Annotated in this window: 14 protein-coding genes and 1 pseudogene; 4 read left to right on the top strand and 11 right to left on the bottom strand. The window is 58.0% G+C overall.

All coding sequences use genetic code 11. The features are described 5' to 3' along the window. Positions 1-24: 24 nt before the first annotated feature. The 3 genes and pseudogenes from GFH31_RS07225 (at position 25) to GFH31_RS13055 (ending at position 2776) form a co-directional block, all read left to right on the top strand. Positions 25-726: an OmpA family protein gene (locus GFH31_RS07225; RefSeq protein ID WP_101573577.1), complete on the top strand. Its 702-nt coding sequence runs from the start codon at positions 25-27 to the stop codon at positions 724-726. Between the two features lie 163 nt (positions 727-889). Beyond that, positions 890-2471, top strand: a pseudogene (locus GFH31_RS07220) (ABC-F family ATP-binding cassette domain-containing protein); the annotation flags it as partial. Continuing rightward, entirely contained in the window at positions 2465-2776 is a 312-nt protein-coding gene (locus tag GFH31_RS13055; RefSeq protein ID WP_410488884.1) for an ABC transporter C-terminal domain-containing protein, read from the top strand. The pseudogene GFH31_RS07220 and the gene GFH31_RS13055, both read left to right, overlap by 7 nt. An 81-nt stretch (positions 2777-2857) precedes the next feature. On the opposite strand, the gene GFH31_RS07215 is transcribed toward GFH31_RS13055, so the two are convergent. The 4 genes from GFH31_RS07215 to GFH31_RS07200 form a co-directional block, all read right to left on the bottom strand. Continuing rightward, positions 2858-4135 carry a TolC family protein gene (locus GFH31_RS07215; RefSeq protein WP_101573575.1) on the bottom strand — a complete coding sequence of 426 codons (1278 nt, stop codon included), beginning with the start codon at positions 4133-4135 and terminating at the stop codon, positions 2858-2860. A gap of 13 nt (positions 4136-4148) precedes the next feature. Next, on the bottom strand, positions 4149-7202 hold the full coding sequence (locus GFH31_RS07210) for an efflux RND transporter permease subunit (protein WP_118655618.1): 3054 nt from the start codon (positions 7200-7202) through the stop codon (positions 4149-4151). A 7-nt stretch (positions 7203-7209) separates the two neighbouring features. After that, positions 7210-8250 (bottom strand): efflux RND transporter periplasmic adaptor subunit, encoded by a 1041-nt coding sequence (locus GFH31_RS07205; protein WP_153497713.1) that lies wholly within the window; start codon positions 8248-8250, stop codon positions 7210-7212. A 126-nt stretch (positions 8251-8376) separates the two neighbouring features. After that, positions 8377-9624 (bottom strand): BT_3928 family protein, encoded by a 1248-nt coding sequence (locus GFH31_RS07200; RefSeq protein WP_153497712.1) that lies wholly within the window; start codon positions 9622-9624, stop codon positions 8377-8379. Positions 9625-9853: 229 nt separating this feature from the next. Here GFH31_RS07200 and GFH31_RS07195 point away from each other — a divergent pair, with 229 nt between their 5' ends. Beyond that, positions 9854-10015, top strand: a complete 162-nt coding sequence (locus GFH31_RS07195) for a hypothetical protein (RefSeq protein WP_153497711.1) — start codon at positions 9854-9856, stop codon at positions 10013-10015. Between the two features lie 21 nt (positions 10016-10036). On the opposite strand, the gene GFH31_RS07190 is transcribed toward GFH31_RS07195, so the two are convergent. The 7 genes from GFH31_RS07190 to purH are packed head-to-tail and all read right to left on the bottom strand — an operon-like array spanning position 10037 to position 19881. Continuing rightward, complete coding sequence (locus GFH31_RS07190) at positions 10037-12610, bottom strand: calcium-translocating P-type ATPase, PMCA-type (protein WP_153497710.1); 2574 nt, start codon at positions 12608-12610, stop codon at positions 10037-10039. A 19-nt stretch (positions 12611-12629) separates the two neighbouring features. Continuing rightward, entirely contained in the window at positions 12630-14063 is a 1434-nt protein-coding gene (gene rodA, locus GFH31_RS07185) for a rod shape-determining protein RodA (RefSeq protein WP_118655623.1), read from the bottom strand. Beyond that, the gene (gene mrdA, locus GFH31_RS07180; protein WP_055203058.1) at positions 14041-15864 is read right to left on the bottom strand and encodes a penicillin-binding protein 2; all 1824 of its coding nucleotides are present in this window, start codon (positions 15862-15864) and stop codon (positions 14041-14043) included. Before mrdA ends, rodA begins: the two co-directional genes overlap by 23 nt. Before the next feature lie 4 nt (positions 15865-15868). Further along, entirely contained in the window at positions 15869-16384 is a 516-nt protein-coding gene (locus GFH31_RS07175) for a hypothetical protein (RefSeq protein ID WP_055203060.1), read from the bottom strand. 34 nt (positions 16385-16418) lie between these two features. Further along, complete coding sequence (gene mreC, locus GFH31_RS07170; protein ID WP_101573561.1) at positions 16419-17282, bottom strand: rod shape-determining protein MreC; 864 nt, start codon at positions 17280-17282, stop codon at positions 16419-16421. A 27-nt stretch (positions 17283-17309) separates the two neighbouring features. Further along, positions 17310-18329 (bottom strand): rod shape-determining protein, encoded by a 1020-nt coding sequence (locus tag GFH31_RS07165; protein WP_055203064.1) that lies wholly within the window; start codon positions 18327-18329, stop codon positions 17310-17312. A gap of 31 nt (positions 18330-18360) precedes the next feature. Further along, positions 18361-19881: a bifunctional phosphoribosylaminoimidazolecarboxamide formyltransferase/IMP cyclohydrolase gene (gene purH / locus GFH31_RS07160; RefSeq protein ID WP_055203582.1), complete on the bottom strand. Its 1521-nt coding sequence runs from the start codon at positions 19879-19881 to the stop codon at positions 18361-18363. Positions 19882-20012 lie beyond the last annotated feature (131 nt).

Raw genomic sequence — 20012 nt, 5'->3', positions numbered from 1 at the left:
GTATCGGAGTAAATTGCGACGGATATGAGAACAGGAAAATTTTCGATGGCCGCCATGTTGTCGGCGGCATTGCTGATGACCGGTTGCGCGGCTTTTCAGAACATGAGTTCTACGGGTAAAGGCGCTACGATCGGCGGCGGCGGCGGAGCCGTTGCCGGCGCCGGGATCGGCGCGTTGGCCGGAGGCGGTAAGGGCGCCGCGATCGGTACGCTGGTCGGCGCGGGAGTCGGCGCGGGAGTCGGCGCGTTGATCGGTAAGCGGATGGACAAGCAGAAAGCCGAACTCGAAAAAATCGAGGGCGCGAAGGTCGAAACCGTGACCGACGAAAACAACGTGCCCGCCATCAAGGTGACATTCGACGACAAGATCCTGTTTGCCACCGGAAAGAGCGAACTGGGCGACGCTTCGCGTTCGGCGCTGAAGAAATTCGCTTCTTCGCTGGCCCAATCTCCCGAGACGGACGTGGCGATCTACGGTCATACGGACAATACGGGCAGCCGCGAGATCAATCAGAAATTGTCCGAGGAACGTGCGCAGGCCGTATCTAACTATTTGATAGGTCAGAAGATCGATCCGAACCGGATTACTACGCGCGGACTGGCTTACGATGCGCCGATCGCCGACAACTCGACCGAGGAAGGGCGTGCGCAGAACCGCCGCGTGGAGATCCTGATTACGGCCAACGATAACATGATCCAGCAGGCTCAGCAGGAAGTTGCGAAGTAGTTCTGCCGGAAACGTTCGATTTAAAATCCACTCCGAAACGGGTGGATTTTTTTGCGACGGTTTCTCTCCGGTTTTCTTTTCCGTTGCATTTTTCCGGACCTGACTATGAAAAACCGGACGAATCGGCCGTAACTTTTTATCTTTGTACGAAAAACGGGAATTTATGGTCAGTTATCTTCAGGTGGAGGGACTCGTCAAATCGTTCGGCGACCGGGTGCTTTTCGAAAATTTGTCGCTGGGAGTCGGCGAAGGGCAGCGTATCGGACTGATTGCGAAGAACGGGACGGGCAAAACGACTCTGCTCAACATCATTGCCGGGCGCGAGGATTACGAGGCGGGGCGGATCACGTTCCGCCGGGATCTGAAAGTAGCTTATCTGGAACAAAATCCCGCGTTTCCCGAAGGAACGACCGTGCTGGACGCCTGTTTCCTGGCCGATTCGCCCGCGTTGCGCGCCGTTGCCGCCTACGAACAGGCGGTGGCGTCGGCAGACGAAGACGTTTTGCACCGGGCGATGGCCGAAATGGACGCGCAGGATGCCTGGAACTACGAATCGCGGGTCAAGCAGATCCTCACGCAGTTGAAAATTAAGGATTTTGATCAGCCGACCGGACAGTTGTCCGGCGGTCAGGTCAAGCGGGTCGCTCTGGCCAATGCGCTGATCGCCGAACCCGACCTGCTGATCCTCGACGAACCGACGAACCACCTCGACCTTGAGATGACCGAATGGCTCGAAGAATATCTGGCTCATACCCGACTGAGCTTGCTGATGGTGACTCACGACCGTTATTTCCTCGACCGGGTCTGCTCGGACATCGTTGAGATCGACGACCGGCAGGCGTACGTGTATCACGGCAATTACAGCCTTTATCTCGAAAAGCGGCAGCAGCGGCTCGATGCGGCCGATGCGCAACGCGAGCGCGATAACAATCTGTACCGTACCGAGTTGGAGTGGATTCGCCGGCAGCCGCAAGCGCGCGGGACGAAAGCGCGTTCGCGGGTCGAGTCGTTCGGCGAACTCGAGGAACGGCTGCGCAAGCGCCGCGAGAGCGGAAATGTGCGGCTGGACGTCAAAGCGGCTTACATCGGGAAAAAGATCTTCGAGGTGCGGGGGCTTTCCAAACGTTTCGGCGACAAGGTGATTCTCGACGGATTCGACTACCGTTTCGCCCGTTACGAAAAAATGGGTATCGTCGGCGACAACGGCACCGGAAAATCGACCTTTATCAAGATGCTGATGGGGCTGGTGCAGCCGGATGCCGGGACGATCGATATCGGCGAGACGGTCCGTTTCGGCTACTATTCGCAGGACGGGCTGTCGTTCGACGATGGCGCGAAGGTGATCGACGTGGTGACCGAAATCGCTGAACATATCGAGCTGGGCGAAGGGCGCCGGTTGAGCGCGTCGCAATTTTTGCAGTATTTCCTGTTCACGGCGCAGACGCAGTACGATTATGTCGAAAAACTCAGCGGCGGCGAACGGCGACGGCTGTACCTCTGCACGGTGCTGATGCGCAATCCGAATTTTCTGGTGCTTGACGAGCCGACCAACGACCTGGATATTATGACGCTGCAAGTGCTCGAAGAGTTCTTGCAGGGTTACGGCGGTTGTTTGATCGTAATTTCGCACGACCGTTATTTCATGGACAAAGTAGCCGATCACCTGCTGGTTTTCCAGGGCGGCGGGCAGATCAAGGATTTTCCGGGGAATTACAGCGATTACCTTGAGTGGAAACGGCTGAAAGAGTCCGAAGAACGGGCGGCCGGATCGCAGGAGAACAAGAAGATACAGGAAAAGCAAATGCCGAAACAGTCGTCCGCGCCGTCCGGCAAACGCAAGCGGACGTATCAGGAAAACCGAGAGATGGAACGGCTCGAACAGGAGATTCCGCAGTTGGAGCAAGAAAAGGCCGAGCTGGAGCGACTGCTCGGCAGCGGCAGCCTATCTGTCGGGGAGCTTACCGCCAAATCGGTGCGGATCGGCGAGGTGATCGCCCTGATCGACGAAAAAAGTATGCGGTGGCTCGAATTGAGCGAGATCGCGGGGTAGAGAAGGCGTAAACGGATGGCCGCTTTGTTTCTGGAAATCGCACTGTAAGCCGCGGTCGTGCGGTGGCGACGGTCGTGCGGATTATCTGGAAAAATCGTAGCGGCCGATCGCTTTCTTATAGGCCGAAATGGCGACCTTTTCGTTGAAATGGGCCGTTACGGCGTTCGTATAAGCTTGTAACCACGAAAGTTGCGCGGATATGACGTCGAGGATGGTCAGTACCCCCTCGTTGTAGCTGAACGTGTTCAGCGACAGGTTCTCGCGTGCGACGTCGAGGTTTGAGCGGGCGGTCGCGATCTGCAAATTCGCTTCGGTGATGTTTGTCCATGCGTTCGAGATCGCTACCGAAAGGTTGTCCGCGACGGCGGCCTGCGCATACTGCGACGAGCGGAGCGTCGCTTCGGCCGCATGGACCGTGTGACGCCGTTCGTTCCAGTGGAAAATCGGGATGTTCAGCCGTAGGAATGCCAGCCCGTCGATCCGGGTCTGTCCGTGATAGTTCGGCGACGGGGTGTTCCAAATGCCCTGCACGCCGGCCGAGAGCTGCGGGTTGAACCGCGAAGCCGCCAGTCTGACGTTGTACCGTTGTAGGTCGATTTGTTTGCCGGCGATCAGGTAGGACGGGTGCGACGGGACGGCCTCTTCCGGGGCTATCTCCTGCAACGGCGGAACGGATTGCGTGATCGAGTCGGCCGCATGGCGGGGCGCGTCGGGTTTTTCTCCCATCAGGATGTTGAAATTGTGCAGCGAAATACGGTAGGCGTTTTCGATCTGTATACGGCTGAATTCAGCTTCCTGCAATCGGGTCTGAATCATCAGCAGGTCGTTGCGGGCTACGTAGCCGTCGTCGAAACGCGTCTGCACTACGTTGAACATTTCGCGGACGATCGCTTCGTAGCGGGTCGTGATGTCCAGCAGCGCTTTGTTCGAAGCCAGATTCCAGTAGTTGTATTCGGCCAGGTAGGCGACGTCCAGCTCCGATTGCTGTTCCTGCAACCGGAACAGATCTTGATTCACCTGCGCCTGTCGGTAACTATCGCGGACGCTTCCTCCGACGTAAATTTGCTGTACCAGAGCCGGCTGCAACGAAAACGAATAGGGTTTCAGCAGCCGGTCGCTCTGAAAACGTTTTCGGAAGTTGATCGAAAAGTCGCCGTCGGCGCTGAGTTGAGGCAGGAAACCGGTGTAGCTGCCCCGGACGGCGGCCTCTGCGGCGCGGGTCTGCTCGGCGGCCTGTTTCAGCGTGTAGCTGTATTGCAGGACGCGGAGTCGGTAGTCGTCGAGCGAGAGCGTGTCCTGGGCGGCGGCGGAGCCGGATACGGCTGCGATCAGTAATAGGTATATGAATTTCGTACGCATTGCGGGGTTTGTTTTAAGGGTTTGCAGGCGCCGGTTTACGGATTCCGAAAAACAGGCAGTAAGCGACGGGCAGTACCAGAATAGTCAGCAGCGAAGCGACCAGCAGTCCGCCCATGATCGTGGCGGCCATGCCGCCGAACATCGAATCGAACAGCAGCGGCAGCATACCGAGGATCGTGGTGCCGGAGGCCATCATGACCGGGACGATTCTCGATCGGGTCGCCGACAGAACGGCGTCGTAGGGGCTTTTGCCGACTGCCGTTTCGGCGCCGATCTGGTCGACCAGTACGATGGCGTTCTTGATGTTCATGCCGACGAGTCCCAACAGGCCGAGCATCGCGAAAAAGTCGAACTGTTTGCCGGTAGCCAACAGGCCGACGACGACGCCAATGAAAATCATCGGCACCATCAGCACGATGACGACCGGTTTTTTGTAGGTACGGAACAGCAGCAGCAGCGTGATGAATATCAGTATGAACGTGAGCGGCATGTTGGCGGCCAGCGCAGCGTTCGACTCCTGTTGTCCCTGTTCTTCGCCGAAGATCTTCAGGTCGTAGCCTTCGGGCAGCGCGATCCGCGACCGCACTTGTTCGAGCACCTTGCCGAAAGCCGCTTTCGTATTGGCTCCGCGTACCGGGTCGCACTGGGCCATCATCACCCGTTCGCGGTTGTAGCGCTTGATCGTGCCGTAACGGAATCCGAAATCAAAACGGTCGACGACCTGCTCGAGCGGATAGACATTGCCTTTCGGCGAGTAGATCGGCACCGATCGCAGGTTATTCAGGTTGAAATCGGCCCGGTCGTCGTCGACCAGCAGAATCGGCATGAACTGATCCTTATGACGGTACTCGCCGAGTTGGTAGCCCGAGGTGGCGATGGTCATCTGCTGGGCTGCCGCGAGTCGCGTGATGCCGAGCCGGGGCCCTTTTTCCTGCGAATAAACGGGTTCCCAGACCGGGATCGGGTTGCCCCAACTGCTGCGGATGTCGGTGACTTCCGGGATCTCGCGCATCAACCTTTCGGTCTGTTCGGTCAGCGCGGCGAGCGTGTCGATGTCGGGACCGATGAATCCGATTTCGATGGCCGCTTCGACCGCAGGCGACAGTTTGAACAGCGACGAGCGTACCAGCAGGTCGGGGAAATTGGCGCGGGCATAGGCGTTGAAACGCTCCTCCACCGCCGCCGTCGAGTCTTTCGCGGTCAATTCCACCAGCAGGTTGCCGAAATTGGGTTTCGGGCCGAACGAAGTGCTGGCCAGGTAGTACCGCGGAGGAGAACTGCCCATCGTCGCCGAGACGTTCTTAACGGACGGTTGCCGTAACAACCACTCTTCGAGCCGCATTATGTTCCGTTCCATATCCCGGATATTGTAGCCGTCGGGCAGGAAACAGTCGGCCCGAAAATAGGGCTTGTCGAGGTTCGGAAAAAAATTTTGCGGCATGGCTCCCATGACCAGCAGCGACCCGGCGAACAGCGCGACCATGATCCCCGCGACCCACCAGCGCCGGCGGATCAGCCGTTCGAGCAACTGGTCGAACAGGCGGTAGAATTTCCGGTCGTAAGGGTCTCGCGGAGCCGCCTGCGTTTGTTCTTTCAGAATGTAGCTGCCGAATAGCGGGGTTTGGCTCAGCGCGAGCATCCAGCTCAGCAACAGCGAAATGGCTACGACGACGAACAGCGGTTTGACGATCTCGGCGACCGCCGACGGGGCCAGGTACAGCGGCAGGAACGAGCAGATCGCAATGAACGTGGCTCCGAGCAGGCCCCATTGCGGTCCGGTAGCTCCGTCGATCAGCGCCTGCCGTCGTCGCGCGCCGCGCAGGATCGCGTTTTGCGCGTTGTCGGTTACGACGATCGCGTTATCGACCAGCATTCCCATCGCGATGATGAATCCGGCCAGCGAAGTACGGTTCAGGCCGACGCCGAGAAACTGCATGATCAGCAGCGTGCCGCCGATGGCGAAGATCAGCGAACTGCCGATCAATATGCCGGCGCGCAGACCCATGATCAGCATGATCAGTACGATTACGATCGAAATCGATTCGATCAGGTTGACGATGAAGGTATTGTTGGCTTCCCGAGCGATCTGGTTTTCCGGATAGAGCGTCTGTAGCGTGATGCCGATCGGTATCTGCGGGTTCAGCTCGGCCAGTTTCCGTTCGATCAGCGCGCCGGTTTTGACGACGTCTTTTTCCGGGTCGGTCGAAACGCCGATCCCGATGGCCCGCCGGCCGTTGACGCGCATCAGTGTGCCTGGCGGTTCGGCATAGCCCGCTTCGATCCGGGCGATGTCGCCCAGGCGCACCTGAAGACCCTGGGTCGAGGTCAGAATCTGGTTGCGGATGTCGTCGAGGTTCTTATAAGTTCCCGTTTCGATGATCTTGATCTGCATCTGGCCGGCCATTTTTTCGCCGCTGCCGACCAGCGTGTTCTGCCCGCTGAGGATGCGGATTACTTCGTCGGGCGTGATGAACAGGTTGCCGAGGGCCGACATGCTGAGGTAGACGTTCACCACCCCGTTCTGTTCGCCGAACAGCGTGACTTTCTGCACGCCGGGCACCGTCACCAGTTCGGTCTTGATTCGCTGCGCCCAGTCGCGCATCTCTTCGTAGGTAAATCCTTCGTCGGCCGAGAGTCCGTAATAGATGCCGAAGACGTCGCCGAAATCGTCGCTGACCGAGATGTTCGACGCCCCGTCGGGCAGCGCGGGCTGCACGTTCATGATTTTGCGGCGCAGTTCGTCCCACATCTGCGGCATCTCGCCGGCCGGCGTCGAGGGTTGCAGTTCGATCATGATTTTCGACATGCCGTACCACGACTCGGACGTGATCTTGTAGACGCGGCGCATCGACTGGATTTCGCGTTCGATCGGTTCGGTGATCAATTGTTCGACCTCTTCGGGCGTCGCTCCGGGATAGCGGGTGACGATCGCCGCGCTTTTAATGACGAATGGCGAGTCTTCCTTTTTGCCCAGTTGCGTGAAAGCGACAATGCCGCCGACGAGCAGTATGGCCAGGAAAAAAAAGATAACCTTGCGGTTGTCGAGCGAGTAGCGGGGTAGATTCATGGTCCGGTTATTTGATGATTTTTACCGTTTCGTTCGGATTGATCCGGTAGATGCCCGCCGTGACGACCGTGTCGCCGGGCAGCAACCCGCTCTCGACGGCGATCATGTCGCTGCCGATCGGCTCGCCGAGTTCGACCCGGTTCAGCCGGGTGCGGCGTTCGCGGTCTATCGTCCAGACGTAGTTGCTGTCGTTGCGTTCGAATACGGCGGTCAGCGGTACGGCCGTCAGACCGGGGCGGTCGGGATTGTTCACCCGCAGGTTGATCATGCACGACATGCCGGGAGCGATGTCGTATTTTTTCAGGTTCTCTCCCTCGAGCGTCAACGTGACGGAGATGCCGGTCGCCTGCGTCGAGGTCTGCACGTATTCTTTCAGCCGCGCGCCGAACGTGACGCCCGGGTAGTTGTCAAATTTTACCGAGAACCGGATGCCGGGGATCTTCAATGTCTGCAATCCGCTCTCCGGCATCGTGAACATGACGCTCTCGGTGATCGGGTTTACCAGCCGCACGACCGGTTCGCCGGCCATCACCTGCTGGTAGTTGTCTACGTACTTCTTTTCGACGGCCCCTGCGAACGGCGCGCGCAGTCGGGTATCCGCGAGGGTCGTTTGAGAATTCTCGTAAGCGGATTTCGCACGGACGTAGGCGGCGTCGGCCATTTCGTAGTCCTGGCGGGAGATCGCCTGCTTCTCGAGCAGCCGTTTGTTTCGCTCCATTTGCGACCGGGCGGTCAGGTAGGTGGCTTTGTCGGCCTCCATTTGCAGCGAATACTCGCGCGGGTTGATCTCGGCGATTACATCCCCTTTTTTGACGCTCTGGCCGGTGATGACGTTCATCTTTAGGATTTGTCCCGAGATCCGGAAAGCCAGGTTCGAAATATCGTCGGCTACGGACATGCCGGCGAAGTCCTTGTCGACCGAGCCGAGCGGTTGGGTGGCGTATACTTTTACCGGGCGGATCTCTTGTTGCGCGGGTTGTGTCCCGGAATGGCCGCAGTTTTGCAGCGACACCAGGATGCCGGCGGTGAAAATGAGTTTGGCATTCATAAGCGATAGTCTGATATGGCTGACCTTCAGCTAAAATCATGCCATGCCGTCCGGCGGCGGACGGTTATGAAAAGAATGTCCGCGGTTTTCGGGCCGCGGACATTCCGGATCGACTTTCGAAAAAAATTATTCTTTGACGCGTCGTGACGTATAGGCGACGTAAATGAACGCCAAGGCGGCTGCAAGGAGGCCCAGCGGCCAGATGCGGTTGTTGCGGTCGCGCCGTTCGGTGACCGTTTCGAGCGGCGTCCGGCCGTCGTAATCCCGTTCGAAATTCGGGATGTCGCGGCAGTTCCATTTGCCGAGGATCGTCCCCTCTTTCAGTAGTACGAGTCCCGCCCGGGCGCGGATCAGCATTTTCAGCGTCGTGCCGTCCATGTTGTAAACCGGGATACGACTGTCGCCGAAAGTTATTTTCCCGTCTTCGGGTAACGCCGAGGCGGTGACGCATACGACCGGGTAGTTGTATTTCACGGCATAGCGCACGGTTTGTTCGATTTGCCGGCTGCATATCGAAGACAACGGCCGGTCGATCGGGTTCAGCGCGATCAGGAAAACTTCGCGGGTCGAAGCCAGCAGCGTCGGCGCATAATTCTCGTCGGCGTTGAAAACGGAAAAGTCCTGGATTTCGCTTCGCCGCTTGCGGTTGTTTTCTACGATCCGGGTGTCGACGTATTCCCAGCGCAGCGTGTCGTACCAGGTCGTATCGGCAAGGTCGAATTCGCGTTGCTGTCCGGTCGTGCGGTCCTTGTAGATCAGCGTTGTCTGCGTATCGTTGCCGTAACCTTCCAGCTGCGACGGGATGTTCACGCCGATGCGGAACGGCAAAAAGTCGATCGGAGGCAGGTGGCGCAGGCTGTACAATCCGATCCCAGACGACAGCAGCCCGAAGAAAAAGATCATGCTCCATTCGACTGTCGAGGCGTAACGGTTGTGCTGTCTGAAAGGCTGTTTCCAAGCCGTGCGCCACAGGACGACGGTAAACAGCAGCAGGATTACGTTTTTGAAAAAGGTCTGCCAGTTGGTCAGTTTGACGAAGTCGCCGAAACAGCCGCAGTCGGCCACCGGGTTCCACAGGGCGAGCACGAAAGTCAGCAGCGTGAAGAATCCGAGCAGGATCGTCAACAGTGTCGTGACGCTCTTTTCCCGGATACGGAACAGCAGGCAGAATCCCAGCAGCATTTCCGAGGCGGACAGCAGGATCGAAAAGGTGTATTCGGCTCCGGACAGCCAACCCATTCCGAAGGTGTTGAAATATTCTCCGAATTTGATGGCCGTGCCCCACGGATCGACGGCTTTGACAAACCCCGAAAAAATAAATATTCCTGCAACGATCCATCGCAGCAGTCCGGTCAGGAAAGTATGTTTTTTCATGGCGTTTGTGATTGGTTAGTTGACAAATGTATGTTTTTTAACGGTGATATGCAATTTTATACCCTTTTTCCTAATTTTGCGGAAAGGGCCGGAATTGCCGGCCGGACTAAACGGAAGCGTATGGAAAACAGGGTGGATCGGATATTGAAAAGGGTCGTTCGCTTCTGCCGACGCGCAGTGGATCGTCGACGTGGTCGGTTCGCACCACAATGTGCAAAAAACCATTGAATTGGGCTTCGAAACGTTGTTCGAAGCCGATCTGATCGTCGACCTGTTCGAAGGATATTATCCGGCAGAAGAAGCGGGCGCCTGTTACCGCAATGGGGTGCGGATCGCTTCCGGAAAATCGTGGTTCGCACGCCTGTTTCCCGGGTGCGCCGGGGTCGGATAGCTTGCCCTTCTGCGTCCCGGTCTATTTCGTTGTGTGCCTGCGGCGGGAACTCAGCGCGCGGGTCAACTCGCCGCCCCACATCACCAGCGAAGTGGCTCCGATGATAGTCAGCCAGTCGCAGCCGGAGAGCGGAACCGTGCGGAAGACGTTTCCGCCCCAGGTTACGATGATGAATTGACCGGCCAAGATTAGCAGCAGCACGCCGAAAAACGGGGCGCAGCCCCCGACCGCTTTCCAGATCGGGGTGGTTGTGCCGAATCCCTTCGCGTTGAACATGTTCCAGAATTGCAGCATGACGAATACCGTGAAGAATGCGGAGAGCTCGTAGATCGTGATTGCCGATCCGAAGTAGTACAGTATGCCGAGCAGTACGGCGACGAAAAGCAGTCCGACGCCGACGATCGAGCGCATCATCGGGCGCGAAATGATGAAGTCGCTGTTTTTGCGCGGTTTTTCGCGCATCACGCTGCGGCTCGGCGGCAGCGAAGCGAGCGCCAGCGCCGCGAAAGTGTCCATGATCAGGTTGACCCACAGCATTTGCGTGACGGTCAGCGGCAATTCGCTGCCGAAAATCGAGCCGAACAGTACGATGATGATCGCCACGAAGTTGATCGTCAGTTGGAACAGTACGAACCGCTGGATGTTGCGGTACAGCGAGCGGCCCCACATCACGGCCGTGGCGATGCTGCTGAACGAGTCGTCGAGCAGCGTGATGTCGCTGGCTTCTTTGGCTACGGAGGTTCCGGTACCCATCGACAGTCCGACCTGCGCGAAATTCAGCGCCGGCGCGTCGTTCGTGCCATCGCCGGTGACGGCCACCACTTCCCCTTTTTGTTGCAACAGTCTTACGAGCCGCTGTTTGTCCAGCGGCCGCGCGCGCGACATGATCTTCAACGACTGTACCCGTTCGAGCAGTTCCTCGTCGCTCAGCGCGGCGAATTCGGAGCCGGTGATGTGGTTGCGGTCGGTGTCTTCCGCCGTCCACAGGCCGATCTGTCGACCGATCTCTTTGGCCGTCGCCGGGGTGTCGCCGGTAACGATTTTCACGTCGATACCTGCGGACAAGCACTCTGCCACGGCAGCCGGCACGTCGTCGCGTACCGGGTCGGAGATGGCGGCGATCCCGATGAAATGCAGCGGGCAGCGTTCGAGCGCTTCGTCGCAGGTATCCACGCCGTCGCATACGGCGTAAGCGAATCCGAGCGTCCGCATCGCCATGTTCTGGTAGGCGGACAGTTGCTTTTCCACTTCGGCTTTCGCCCCGAAACCGGCGCACTTGGCCAGGATGATTTCGGGAGCGCCTTTTATGTAGAGAATGCGTTTGCCGGAAGCCGAGTCGACCAGTGTCGCCATGAATTTGCGTTCGGTGGTGAAGGTCATTTGATCGACCGTCTCCGCGGCGTCGCGCAGCGCGGCGTAGTCGGCGCCCCGGTCTTTGAGCCACAGCAGCAATGCCCCTTCGGTCGGGTTGCCGATCACTTTGCCGTTCGCGTCCAGGAAGGCGGTCGAGTTCGCGGCGATTCCTTCGCGGATCAGCGGGTCGATCCCGTCCTCGGAGAATTTGGTTTCGTAAACGCGCATTTCATTGCGGGTCAGCGTGCCGGTCTTGTCGGTGCAGATCACCGTGATCGCTCCCATCGTTTCGCTGGCGTGCATTTTCCGGACGAGGTTATTCGTACGGAGCATCCGCCGCATGTTGACCGCGAGCGACAGCGTGACGCTCATCGGCAATCCTTCCGGCACGGCCACGACGATCAGCGTGACGGCTACCATGAAGTATTGCAACACTTCGGTTGCGACGGTCAGCCAGTCGGCCGTCAACAAGTCGCCCGTCAGCATACCTTTGACGATCAGCGCTGCGAACGTGACGATCGCCAGCGAGATGCCGACGCGTCCGATCAGCTTCGACAGGCGTTGCAGTTGCAGGTTCAGCGGGGTCTCTTCATTGCTCTCGACGGTGGCTTGTTCGGCGACTTTGCCGAATTCGGTGGCGTCCCCTACGGCGGTCACTTGCATGACGCCATGGCCTTCGACCACGGTCGTTCCGCGCATGACGTGGTCGGACGGATAAGTCGATTCTTTGTCGAAATGGGCCGGGTCGGTCGTTTTGCCGATCTGCGGTTCCCCGGTCAGCGTCGATTCGTTGATCTTCAGCGACACGGCTTCCTGCAGAATTCCGTCGGCAGGCACCTCTTCGCCGCTTTCGAGCAGGACGATGTCGCCGACCACGACCTCTTTTTTCGGGATCTCGGCGACGGCTCCGTCGCGGACGGCTTTCACTGGCGTGTCGTCGTTGGTGCTGTTCAGCACGTCGAATTTCTTCATCGCGTCGTATTCGAACCAGAATGCGACGCCGGTAGCCAGGAAGATCGCGCAGAAAATGCCGATCGCTTCGGCGAATTCATTATGTATGAAACCGATCCCGAGCGACAGCACGGCCGCCACCAGCAGGATGCGGATGACCGGATCGTTGAATTTTTCGATGAACAGGCGCCACAGCGATTTGCGTTTCGGCGGGGTGAGCAGGTTGGCGCCGTATTGTTCGCGGCTTCGGATTACTTCGTCCTGCGTGAGTCCTTTCAGGGAATTCGACATGGTGTATGGCTGATTAGGGTTATGTTAACAGTTCGTGTTTGGATGCGTCCAGCTTGATCGCTACGAAGAGCAGGATCGTGAAGGCGATCAGCGACGAGCCGCCATAGCTGAAAAACGGCAACGGAATGCCGATTACCGGCATGATACCAATCGTCATGCCGATATTGACCGCTACGTGGAACAGAAAGATCGACGCCACGCAGTAGCAATAGATCCGGCCGAAGGGTTCCATCTGACGCTCGCCCATCCGAATGATCCGCAGGATCAGGACGGTGAACAGGACGACGATGACGGCGCTGCCCAGGAATCCCCACTCTTCGCCGACCGTGCAGAAGATGAAGTCGGTACTTTGTTCGGGGACGAAATTGAATTTCGTTTGCGTCCCTTCGAGAAAGCCTTTGCCGCTGAAACCGCCCGATCCGATCGCGATTTTCGACTGGTTTACGTTGTAGCCCCAGCCTTTCAGGTCGGATTCCAGGCCCAGCAGATCGAGGATTCGCTTTTGTTGGTGTATCTGTAGGTGCTGGAAAGCGTAATCGATCGTGTAGGTGAATCCGAGCGATCCGAAGAAGAGCAAGATGAACGTCAGTATATTGTGTATTTTGTACCGGTAAGCGTAGGCGACCACGGCTCCGACCGACAGCACGGCGGCGATCAAAATGGCCGTGTGCCAGCTCATGCCGATCCGCAGGACGGCGTTGAACAGCAGGTAGAGCAGGATCGAGCCGAGCGCCAGTCCGGCCAGGTAGGTGACTTTGCTTTTCCAGTTGCCGTTCGACACCCCTTCGCCGATCGCGCAGACGAGGATCAGCACGATCAGCAGCGTGACCGGTTCGAGCAGGAACGAAAAGACGAACAGCGAGATAATCATGATCAGCGCCACGTAGACCCAGCCGTTGAACCCTTCGCGGTAAAACATGAACAGGAACGAGCCGTATACGAGGGCCGAACCGGTGTCGTTCTGCAGGATTACGATCAGCACCGGCAGTCCGACGATCATGCCCGCGCGCAGTAGATCGCCCGGCTTGCGGATGTCGAACGTGTAGGAACTCATGTAACGGGCCAGCGCCAGCGCGGTGGTGAATTTCGCGAACTCGGTCGGCTGGATCGCCACCGGGCCCAGCATGATCCACGCTTTCGCGCCGTTGACCTCCTTGCCGAATAGCAGCACGCCGACCAGTACCAGGATCATGATCCAATACAGCGGGTAGGCCAGCACGTGGTAATACTTGTCGTCGATCAGCAAGATCGACACCGCGATGAATGCCGACGCCCCGATCCAGACCAGTTGCATCCCGTAACGCTGGCCGACGTCGAAGATGCTGGCATGCGCGTCGTCGTAGACGGCGGCGTAAATATTCAGCCAGCCCATCAGCACCAGCAGAACGTATGCCAGCACCGCCACCCAGTCCACGCCGCCCACGGCGAGTCTATTTTCGCTGTTGTCTCTCATAATACGGGTAGGCGATCTGTTTGTTTTTGACGTATTCCACCAGCGGCGCGCGCTGGATCGTATCGGTGAGGTAAAGCTCGGTCAGCAGGCTGGCGATCGGGGCTGCGACGGTGGCGCCGAATCCCCCGTTTTCGATGTAGACCGAGACGGCTATCTTCGGGTTGTTTCGCGGGGCGAAGCAAAAGAATGTGCTGTTGTCGGCCCCGTGCGGATTCTGAGCCGTACCGGTCTTGCCGCAGATATCCAGGCCCGGCACCATCGCGATCCGGCCCGTTCCGCCGCCGTTGACCGCTTGGTACATCCCTTCGACGATCGGTTCGAACCAGCGGGCGTCCACCCGGGTGGTGTGGTTGACGTAGAACCGCGCGTCGATCGAGTCGCGGTCGTGTATCCGCTTGACCACGTGCGGAGTGCGGTAATGGCCCCGGTTGGCGACCGTAGCCACCATGTTGGCCATCTGCAACGGGGTGCAGCCCAGCTCGCCCTGCCCGATCGACAGCGAGATTACGGTCAGTCCGTTCCATCGGCCCCGGTAGGCCTTGTCGTAAAATTCGGAGGAGGGGACGTTCCCGTTCAGTTCGCCGGTAAAGTCCGTTCCGAGTTTGCGGCCGTACCCGAAACTGCGAACATAGTCCGCCCACACGCCGAAACCTTCCTCGATGTTTTTGTATTTTTTGTTTTCGATGATATTCCGGAAAACGTAGCAGAAGTAGGCGTTGCAGGAGTTCGCGATGGCTGCCTCCAGGTCGAGCGGCGATCCGTGCGCGTGGCATTTGACGCCGCGCCCGTACGGGTATCCTCCGTGACAGGGATAGGTTTGCGACGGCGACAGCACGCCCTCCTGCATTCCAATGAGTCCCTGGATCACTTTGAACGTTGAACCGGGGGGGTAGAACGACATGACCGCGCGGTTGTAAAGCGGCCGCCGCGGGTCGTTGAGCAGTTTCATGTAGTTGTTGCCGCGATCGCGGCCCACCAGTTCGTCCGGGTCGTAGGTCGGACTGTTGGCCATCACGAGGATTTCGCCCGTTTCCGGCTCGATCGCGACGACGCTGCCCACTTTGCCTTCCATCAGTTCTTCGGCCAGCGCTTGCAGCCGCGCGTCGATCGTACAGGTGATCGCCACGCCCGGAGACGGCAGCGTGTCGTAAATACCGTTCGCATAGGAGCCTTTCGGGATACCGTGCACGTCCACCATTTCGATTTTCACTCCTTTCTCTCCGCGCAGCACTTCTTCGTAGGCCTGTTCGATGCCGCTGCGCCCGATGTAGTCGCCGCTGCGGTAGTACGGGTCGCGTTCCAGGATCCGGTCGTCCACTTCGCCGACGTATCCCAGCAGGTTGCCCGCCATTTTAGTCGGGTACGACCGGACGGTGCGGTAAACGGTGAAGAATCCGGGGAATTGGTGCTCTTCGAGGCGCAGTTTGGTCTCTTTGGGCAACTGTTTGACGATGACCGACGCCCTACGGCGCGAGAAATTGGACGCTTTGATCAGCTCCTTGCGGATCTGTTCGACCGGTACGCCCAGGATGCGGCTCATCAGCGCGGTGTCGAACGGCCGCACTTCGCGCGGGGTCGCCATCAGGTCGTAAGCCTCTTTGCTCTGTACCAGGAAGCGTCCGTTTCGGTCGTAAACTTCGCCCCGGGGCGGGTACTGCACCATGTAGCGCAGGACGTTGTTGTCTGCATTCGTCTTGTAGCTGCCGTCGAGCACCTGGATATAGAACAGCCGCAGCAGGACGATCGCCGCGATGACGATGACGACTCCCTGTAAGGTTTTGATTCGGCGGGGGGTATCCACGGCGTTACGGTTTTTGACGGTTGACCGAGAACAGGCGTTGGCAGAAATACACCAGCAGCAGCGTAACCGCCGAACTCAGGAGGATCCGCAGCAGCGTAAGGTAGAAGAAGTGCAGCGACAGCGTTTCGAAAATAAAGAATACCGTGCTGTGCAGCAGCACCATGAAGGAGGCGTATTTGATGAATTTTTTGATCCCGAGCCGGTTGACGTTCGGAATTCCGCCGTCCTTCACCTCGTCTTTGCCGGCCAGCAGGTTCAGCAGCGTCGGGCGGCAGAATGCGACGAACAGCGTGGCGATCGTGTTGATTCCGGCCGTTCCCATGAAAACGTCCATCGTGACGCCCATCAACAGTCCGAGCGTCAGCAACAGCAGCGGCGCGATCTCCATCGGCAGCAGGATGATAAAGGCGACGTAGGCCAGCGGATGAATGTAGACGCTGACCCCGATCCGGCTGAACAGGAAAACCTGCAACAGGGCCATTACCACGAATAGGATCGTATATTCCAGCGTTCTGTACATCGTTTCTTCGTCGTTTGCAGTGTGTTTGGCCGCTTTATTGCACAGCGGCCGAAGTCATCGAAACGTCGTTTTCCAGCGTTTCGCGCTCTTCGGCGTCCAGGTATTTGATCACCACTACGTTGTTCAGTGCGGCGATGTCGGTATGCAGTTTTACCCGGACGTCGTAATAGGTCGCGTTGTTCAGTTCGAAGTCCGCCACCGTGCCGATCATGAGCCCCGGCGGAAACCGTGACGAGTGCGAGGTCGTCACGATCGTGTCGCCGACATGGATCTGCGCGTATTTTGCGATTTCGGTCAGCATGACGTATTCGTAACTCGCGCCGTCCCACGAAACCGATCCGAAATAGTCGGTTCCTTTGATCTTTCCGCTCGTTTTGAAGCCGCGGTTCAGCACCGACATACACACGGCGAAATGATCCGAACAGTTCATTACGTAACCCGCGATGCCCCTGTCGGCCACGACCGCCATATCGGGCTGCAAGCCGTCTTCGACGCCGCGGTTCAGCGTGATGTAGTTCTCCTGCCGGATGATCGAGTTGTTGATGACCCGAGCCGGGAAGTAAGCGAACTGCCGTCGGCCGGCGACAGAATCTTCGGTGAAAAGCAGCGAGTCCGGCGGTACGGCCGGGTCGCTGCCGTCGCGCCGCAAACCGTCGAGTTCGTTTTCCAGCAGCGCTACCCGGGCAGTCAGCGCTGCATTCTCCTTTTTCAGGTGCAGGTAGCTGTTCAGTCCCGATATCTGCGAATAGATACCGCCTACAACATAGTTGGAGGCGGTAATCAGCTTCGCTTTCGTGTAGCTGGTGCTGTTTGCGTAATAGTGTATCGCAAACGCTTCGAGAATGATGAAGATCAATACGAAATGGATCTTCTTGATGAACAGGAAAAACTTGATCATTCTCTTGCGGCGGTTCGTGTTAAAGGGTTATCGCATCAGGAACGAAAAACGTCCGATGTTCTTCAGCGCAATGCCCGTGCCCCGCGCTACGGCGCGCAGCGGGTCTTCGGCGATGTGGAACGGGATATTGGTTTTCTCGGACAGCCTCCGGTCGAGCCCTTTGAGCAACGCTCCGCCGCCGGCGAGGTAAATCCCGTTTCGGGCGATGTCGGCATACAATTCGGGCGGAACCATTTCGAGTACCTTCATAATTGCCGCGTCGATTTTGACGAGCGATTTTTCGAGCGCGTAGGCCATTTCGCTGTACGAGACGCTCAGTACCGACGGCAACGACGTCAGGATGTTCGGCCCCGTCACTTCGAAGTCTTCAGGCTCTTCCTCCAATTCCGACAGCGCGGCTCCGACGGCGATCTTGATATCCTCGGCCGTCCGCTCGCCGATGCGCATGTTGTGCTGCTGACGGATATAGGTCTGTATGTCTTCTGTAAAGACGTCTCCGGCAACGTTGATACTCTCGCTGCAGACGATTCCTCCGAGCGAGATGCAAGCGATTTCGGTCGTACCGCCTCCGATGTCGACTACCATGTTGCCTTCGGGGGCTTCGACGTCGAGTCCGGCGCCGAGCGCGGCGGCCATCGGTTCGTAGATCATATACACTTCGCGGCCGCCGGCGTGTTCGGCCGAATCGCGCACGGCCCGGATCTCCACGTTGGTCGAGCCGGACGGGATGCAGATCACCATTTTCAGCGACGGACTGAACAGCCGTCCGTTGCTCTTGACCATTTTGATCAGACCGCGCAGCATGATCTCCGCGGCGTTGAAATCGGCGATCACGCCGTCTTTCAACGGGCGTACCGTCTTGATATTCTGATGGGTTTTGCCGTGCATCTGGCGCGCTTTTTTGCCGATCGCCATCGCCTTGCCGGTATGCTGGTCGAGCGCCACGATCGACGGCTCGTCCACGACGATTTTCCCGTTGCTGATTATGATCGTGTTGGCCGTGCCGAGGTCGATGGCCAACTCCTGTGTCAATGAAAATAAGCCCATAATCGTTAGGTCTTTATAGTGAGAGGGTTTGTTAGTGCTTGAAATGTCTGAGACCGGTGAACAACATTGCCATGCCGTTCGCGTTGCAGTAGTCGATGCTCTCCTGGTCGCGTACCGAGCCGCCCGGCTGAATCACGGCGTCGATGCCCTCCTTGTGGGCGATTTCGACGCAGTCGCCGAACGGGAAGAACGCATCCGACGCCATCACGGCCCCCGTCAGGTCGAACCCGAAACTTTTGGCTTTCGCGATGGCCTGTTTCAGCGCATCCACGCGCGAGGTTTGGCCGATGCCGCTGGCGATCAGCATACCGGCCTTGGCCAGTACGATCGCGTTGCTCTTGGAATGTTTTACGATCTTGTTCGCGAAGATCAAGTCTTTGAGCTGTTCGGGCGCGGCCTGTTTCTCGGTCGCGTAGCGCGGTTCGCCGTCTACGCCTCCGACTTTCAGGTCGCGATCCTGCACCGCTACGCCGTTCAGCAGCGAACGGAACTGTTTCGGACAGCGCGTCGTATCTTTCAGCCGCAGAATGATGCGGTTTTTCTTGCATTCCAGGACGGCGAGCGCCTCGTCGGTGTACGAGGGCGCCAGGATCACTTCGAAGAAAAGCTTGTTGATCTCTTCGGCGGTCGTCGCATCCACTTCGCGGTTACAGATCAGCACGCCGCCGAAAGCCGAAACCGGGTCGCCGGCCAGCGCGTCTTTCCACGCTTCGGACAGCGTCGGGCGCGTCGCCACGCCGCAGGCGTTGTTGTGTTTCATGATTACGAAGGTCGGTTCGTCGAACTCTTCGATCAGGTTGATCGCCGCGTCGATGTCGAGCATGTTGTTGTACGAGATGTCCTTGCCGTGCAGTTTGTCGAACAGTCGTTCGAGGTCGCCGTAGAAGACGGCCGACTGGTGGGGATTCTCCCCGTAGCGCAGCGGCGTTCCGCCGTTGAAACTCAGCTTGAACGAGCCGATCTGTTCTTGGCGGTTGAAATAGTTGAAGATGGCCGAATCGTAGTGCGAGCTGACGTCGAACGCATAGGCTGCGAAACGACGGCGCTGTTCGAGCGTCGTAGCGCATTGTTGGGCGGTAATGATTTCGTAGAATTCGGCGTATTGGTCGACCGACGGTACGATCACCACGTCCTTGAAGTTTTTCGCTGCGGCGCGGATCAGCGAGATGCCCCCGATGTCGATTTTTTCGATCACGGCCTGCTCTTCGGCCCCCGAAGCGACGGTTTGTTCGAAGGGATAGAGGTCGACGATCACCGCGTCGATTTCCGGGATCTCGTATTGAGCGGTCTGTTCGGCGTCCTGCGGATTGTCGCGGCGGGAGAGGATCCCTCCGAAAACTTTCGGATGGAGCGTTTTCACGCGTCCGCCGAGGATCGACGGATACCCCGTCAGGCTCTCGACCGACACGGCTTTCAGACCGAGTCCCTCGATGAACGAAAGGGTTCCGCCGGTCGAATAGATCGTTACGCCGTCCTCCGCTAATTTTCTGACAATCTGTTCCAGGCCGTCTTTGTAGTAGACCGAAATAAGTGCTCCTTTTATCTTTTTCACCGTCTTGTATGGTTTAGTATTTATCAATCGTACAAAGATACAAAAAAAGAGTTTACAGCTTGAGTTTATACTTCAAAAAATGGATTGTGTCTCTTTTTTTTGCTTCCGGCCGTTTTGCCGGTGCGGCGGAC

It is taken from the genome of Alistipes sp. dk3624 (assembly GCF_009557455.1).
Classification (GTDB): domain Bacteria; phylum Bacteroidota; class Bacteroidia; order Bacteroidales; family Rikenellaceae; genus Alistipes_A; species Alistipes_A hominis.
This window is presented reverse-complemented; position numbering and strand designations above follow the sequence as displayed.

Bases quoted from the DNA above. Each gene is read 5' to 3' on its own strand.
- mreC (WP_101573561.1), bottom strand. From the start codon at position 17,282: ATGATCAAGTTTTTCCTGTTCATCAAGAAGATCCATTTCGTATTGATC.
- GFH31_RS07205 (WP_153497713.1), bottom strand. From the start codon at position 8,250: ATGAATGCCAAACTCATTTTCACCGCCGGCATCCTGGTGTCGCTGCAA.
- GFH31_RS07190 (WP_153497710.1), bottom strand. From the start codon at position 12,610: ATGTCGAATTCCCTGAAAGGACTCACGCAGGACGAAGTAATCCGAAGC.
- GFH31_RS07175 (WP_055203060.1), bottom strand. From the start codon at position 16,384: ATGTACAGAACGCTGGAATATACGATCCTATTCGTGGTAATGGCCCTG.
- GFH31_RS07200 (WP_153497712.1), bottom strand. From the start codon at position 9,624: ATGAAAAAACATACTTTCCTGACCGGACTGCTGCGATGGATCGTTGCA.
- GFH31_RS07225 (WP_101573577.1), top strand. From the start codon at position 25: ATGAGAACAGGAAAATTTTCGATGGCCGCCATGTTGTCGGCGGCATTG.
- GFH31_RS07210 (WP_118655618.1), bottom strand. From the start codon at position 7,202: ATGAATCTACCCCGCTACTCGCTCGACAACCGCAAGGTTATCTTTTTT.
- GFH31_RS07215 (WP_101573575.1), bottom strand. From the start codon at position 4,135: ATGCGTACGAAATTCATATACCTATTACTGATCGCAGCCGTATCCGGC.
- rodA (WP_118655623.1), bottom strand. From the start codon at position 14,063: ATGAGAGACAACAGCGAAAATAGACTCGCCGTGGGCGGCGTGGACTGG.
- GFH31_RS07165 (WP_055203064.1), bottom strand. From the start codon at position 18,329: ATGGGCTTATTTTCATTGACACAGGAGTTGGCCATCGACCTCGGCACG.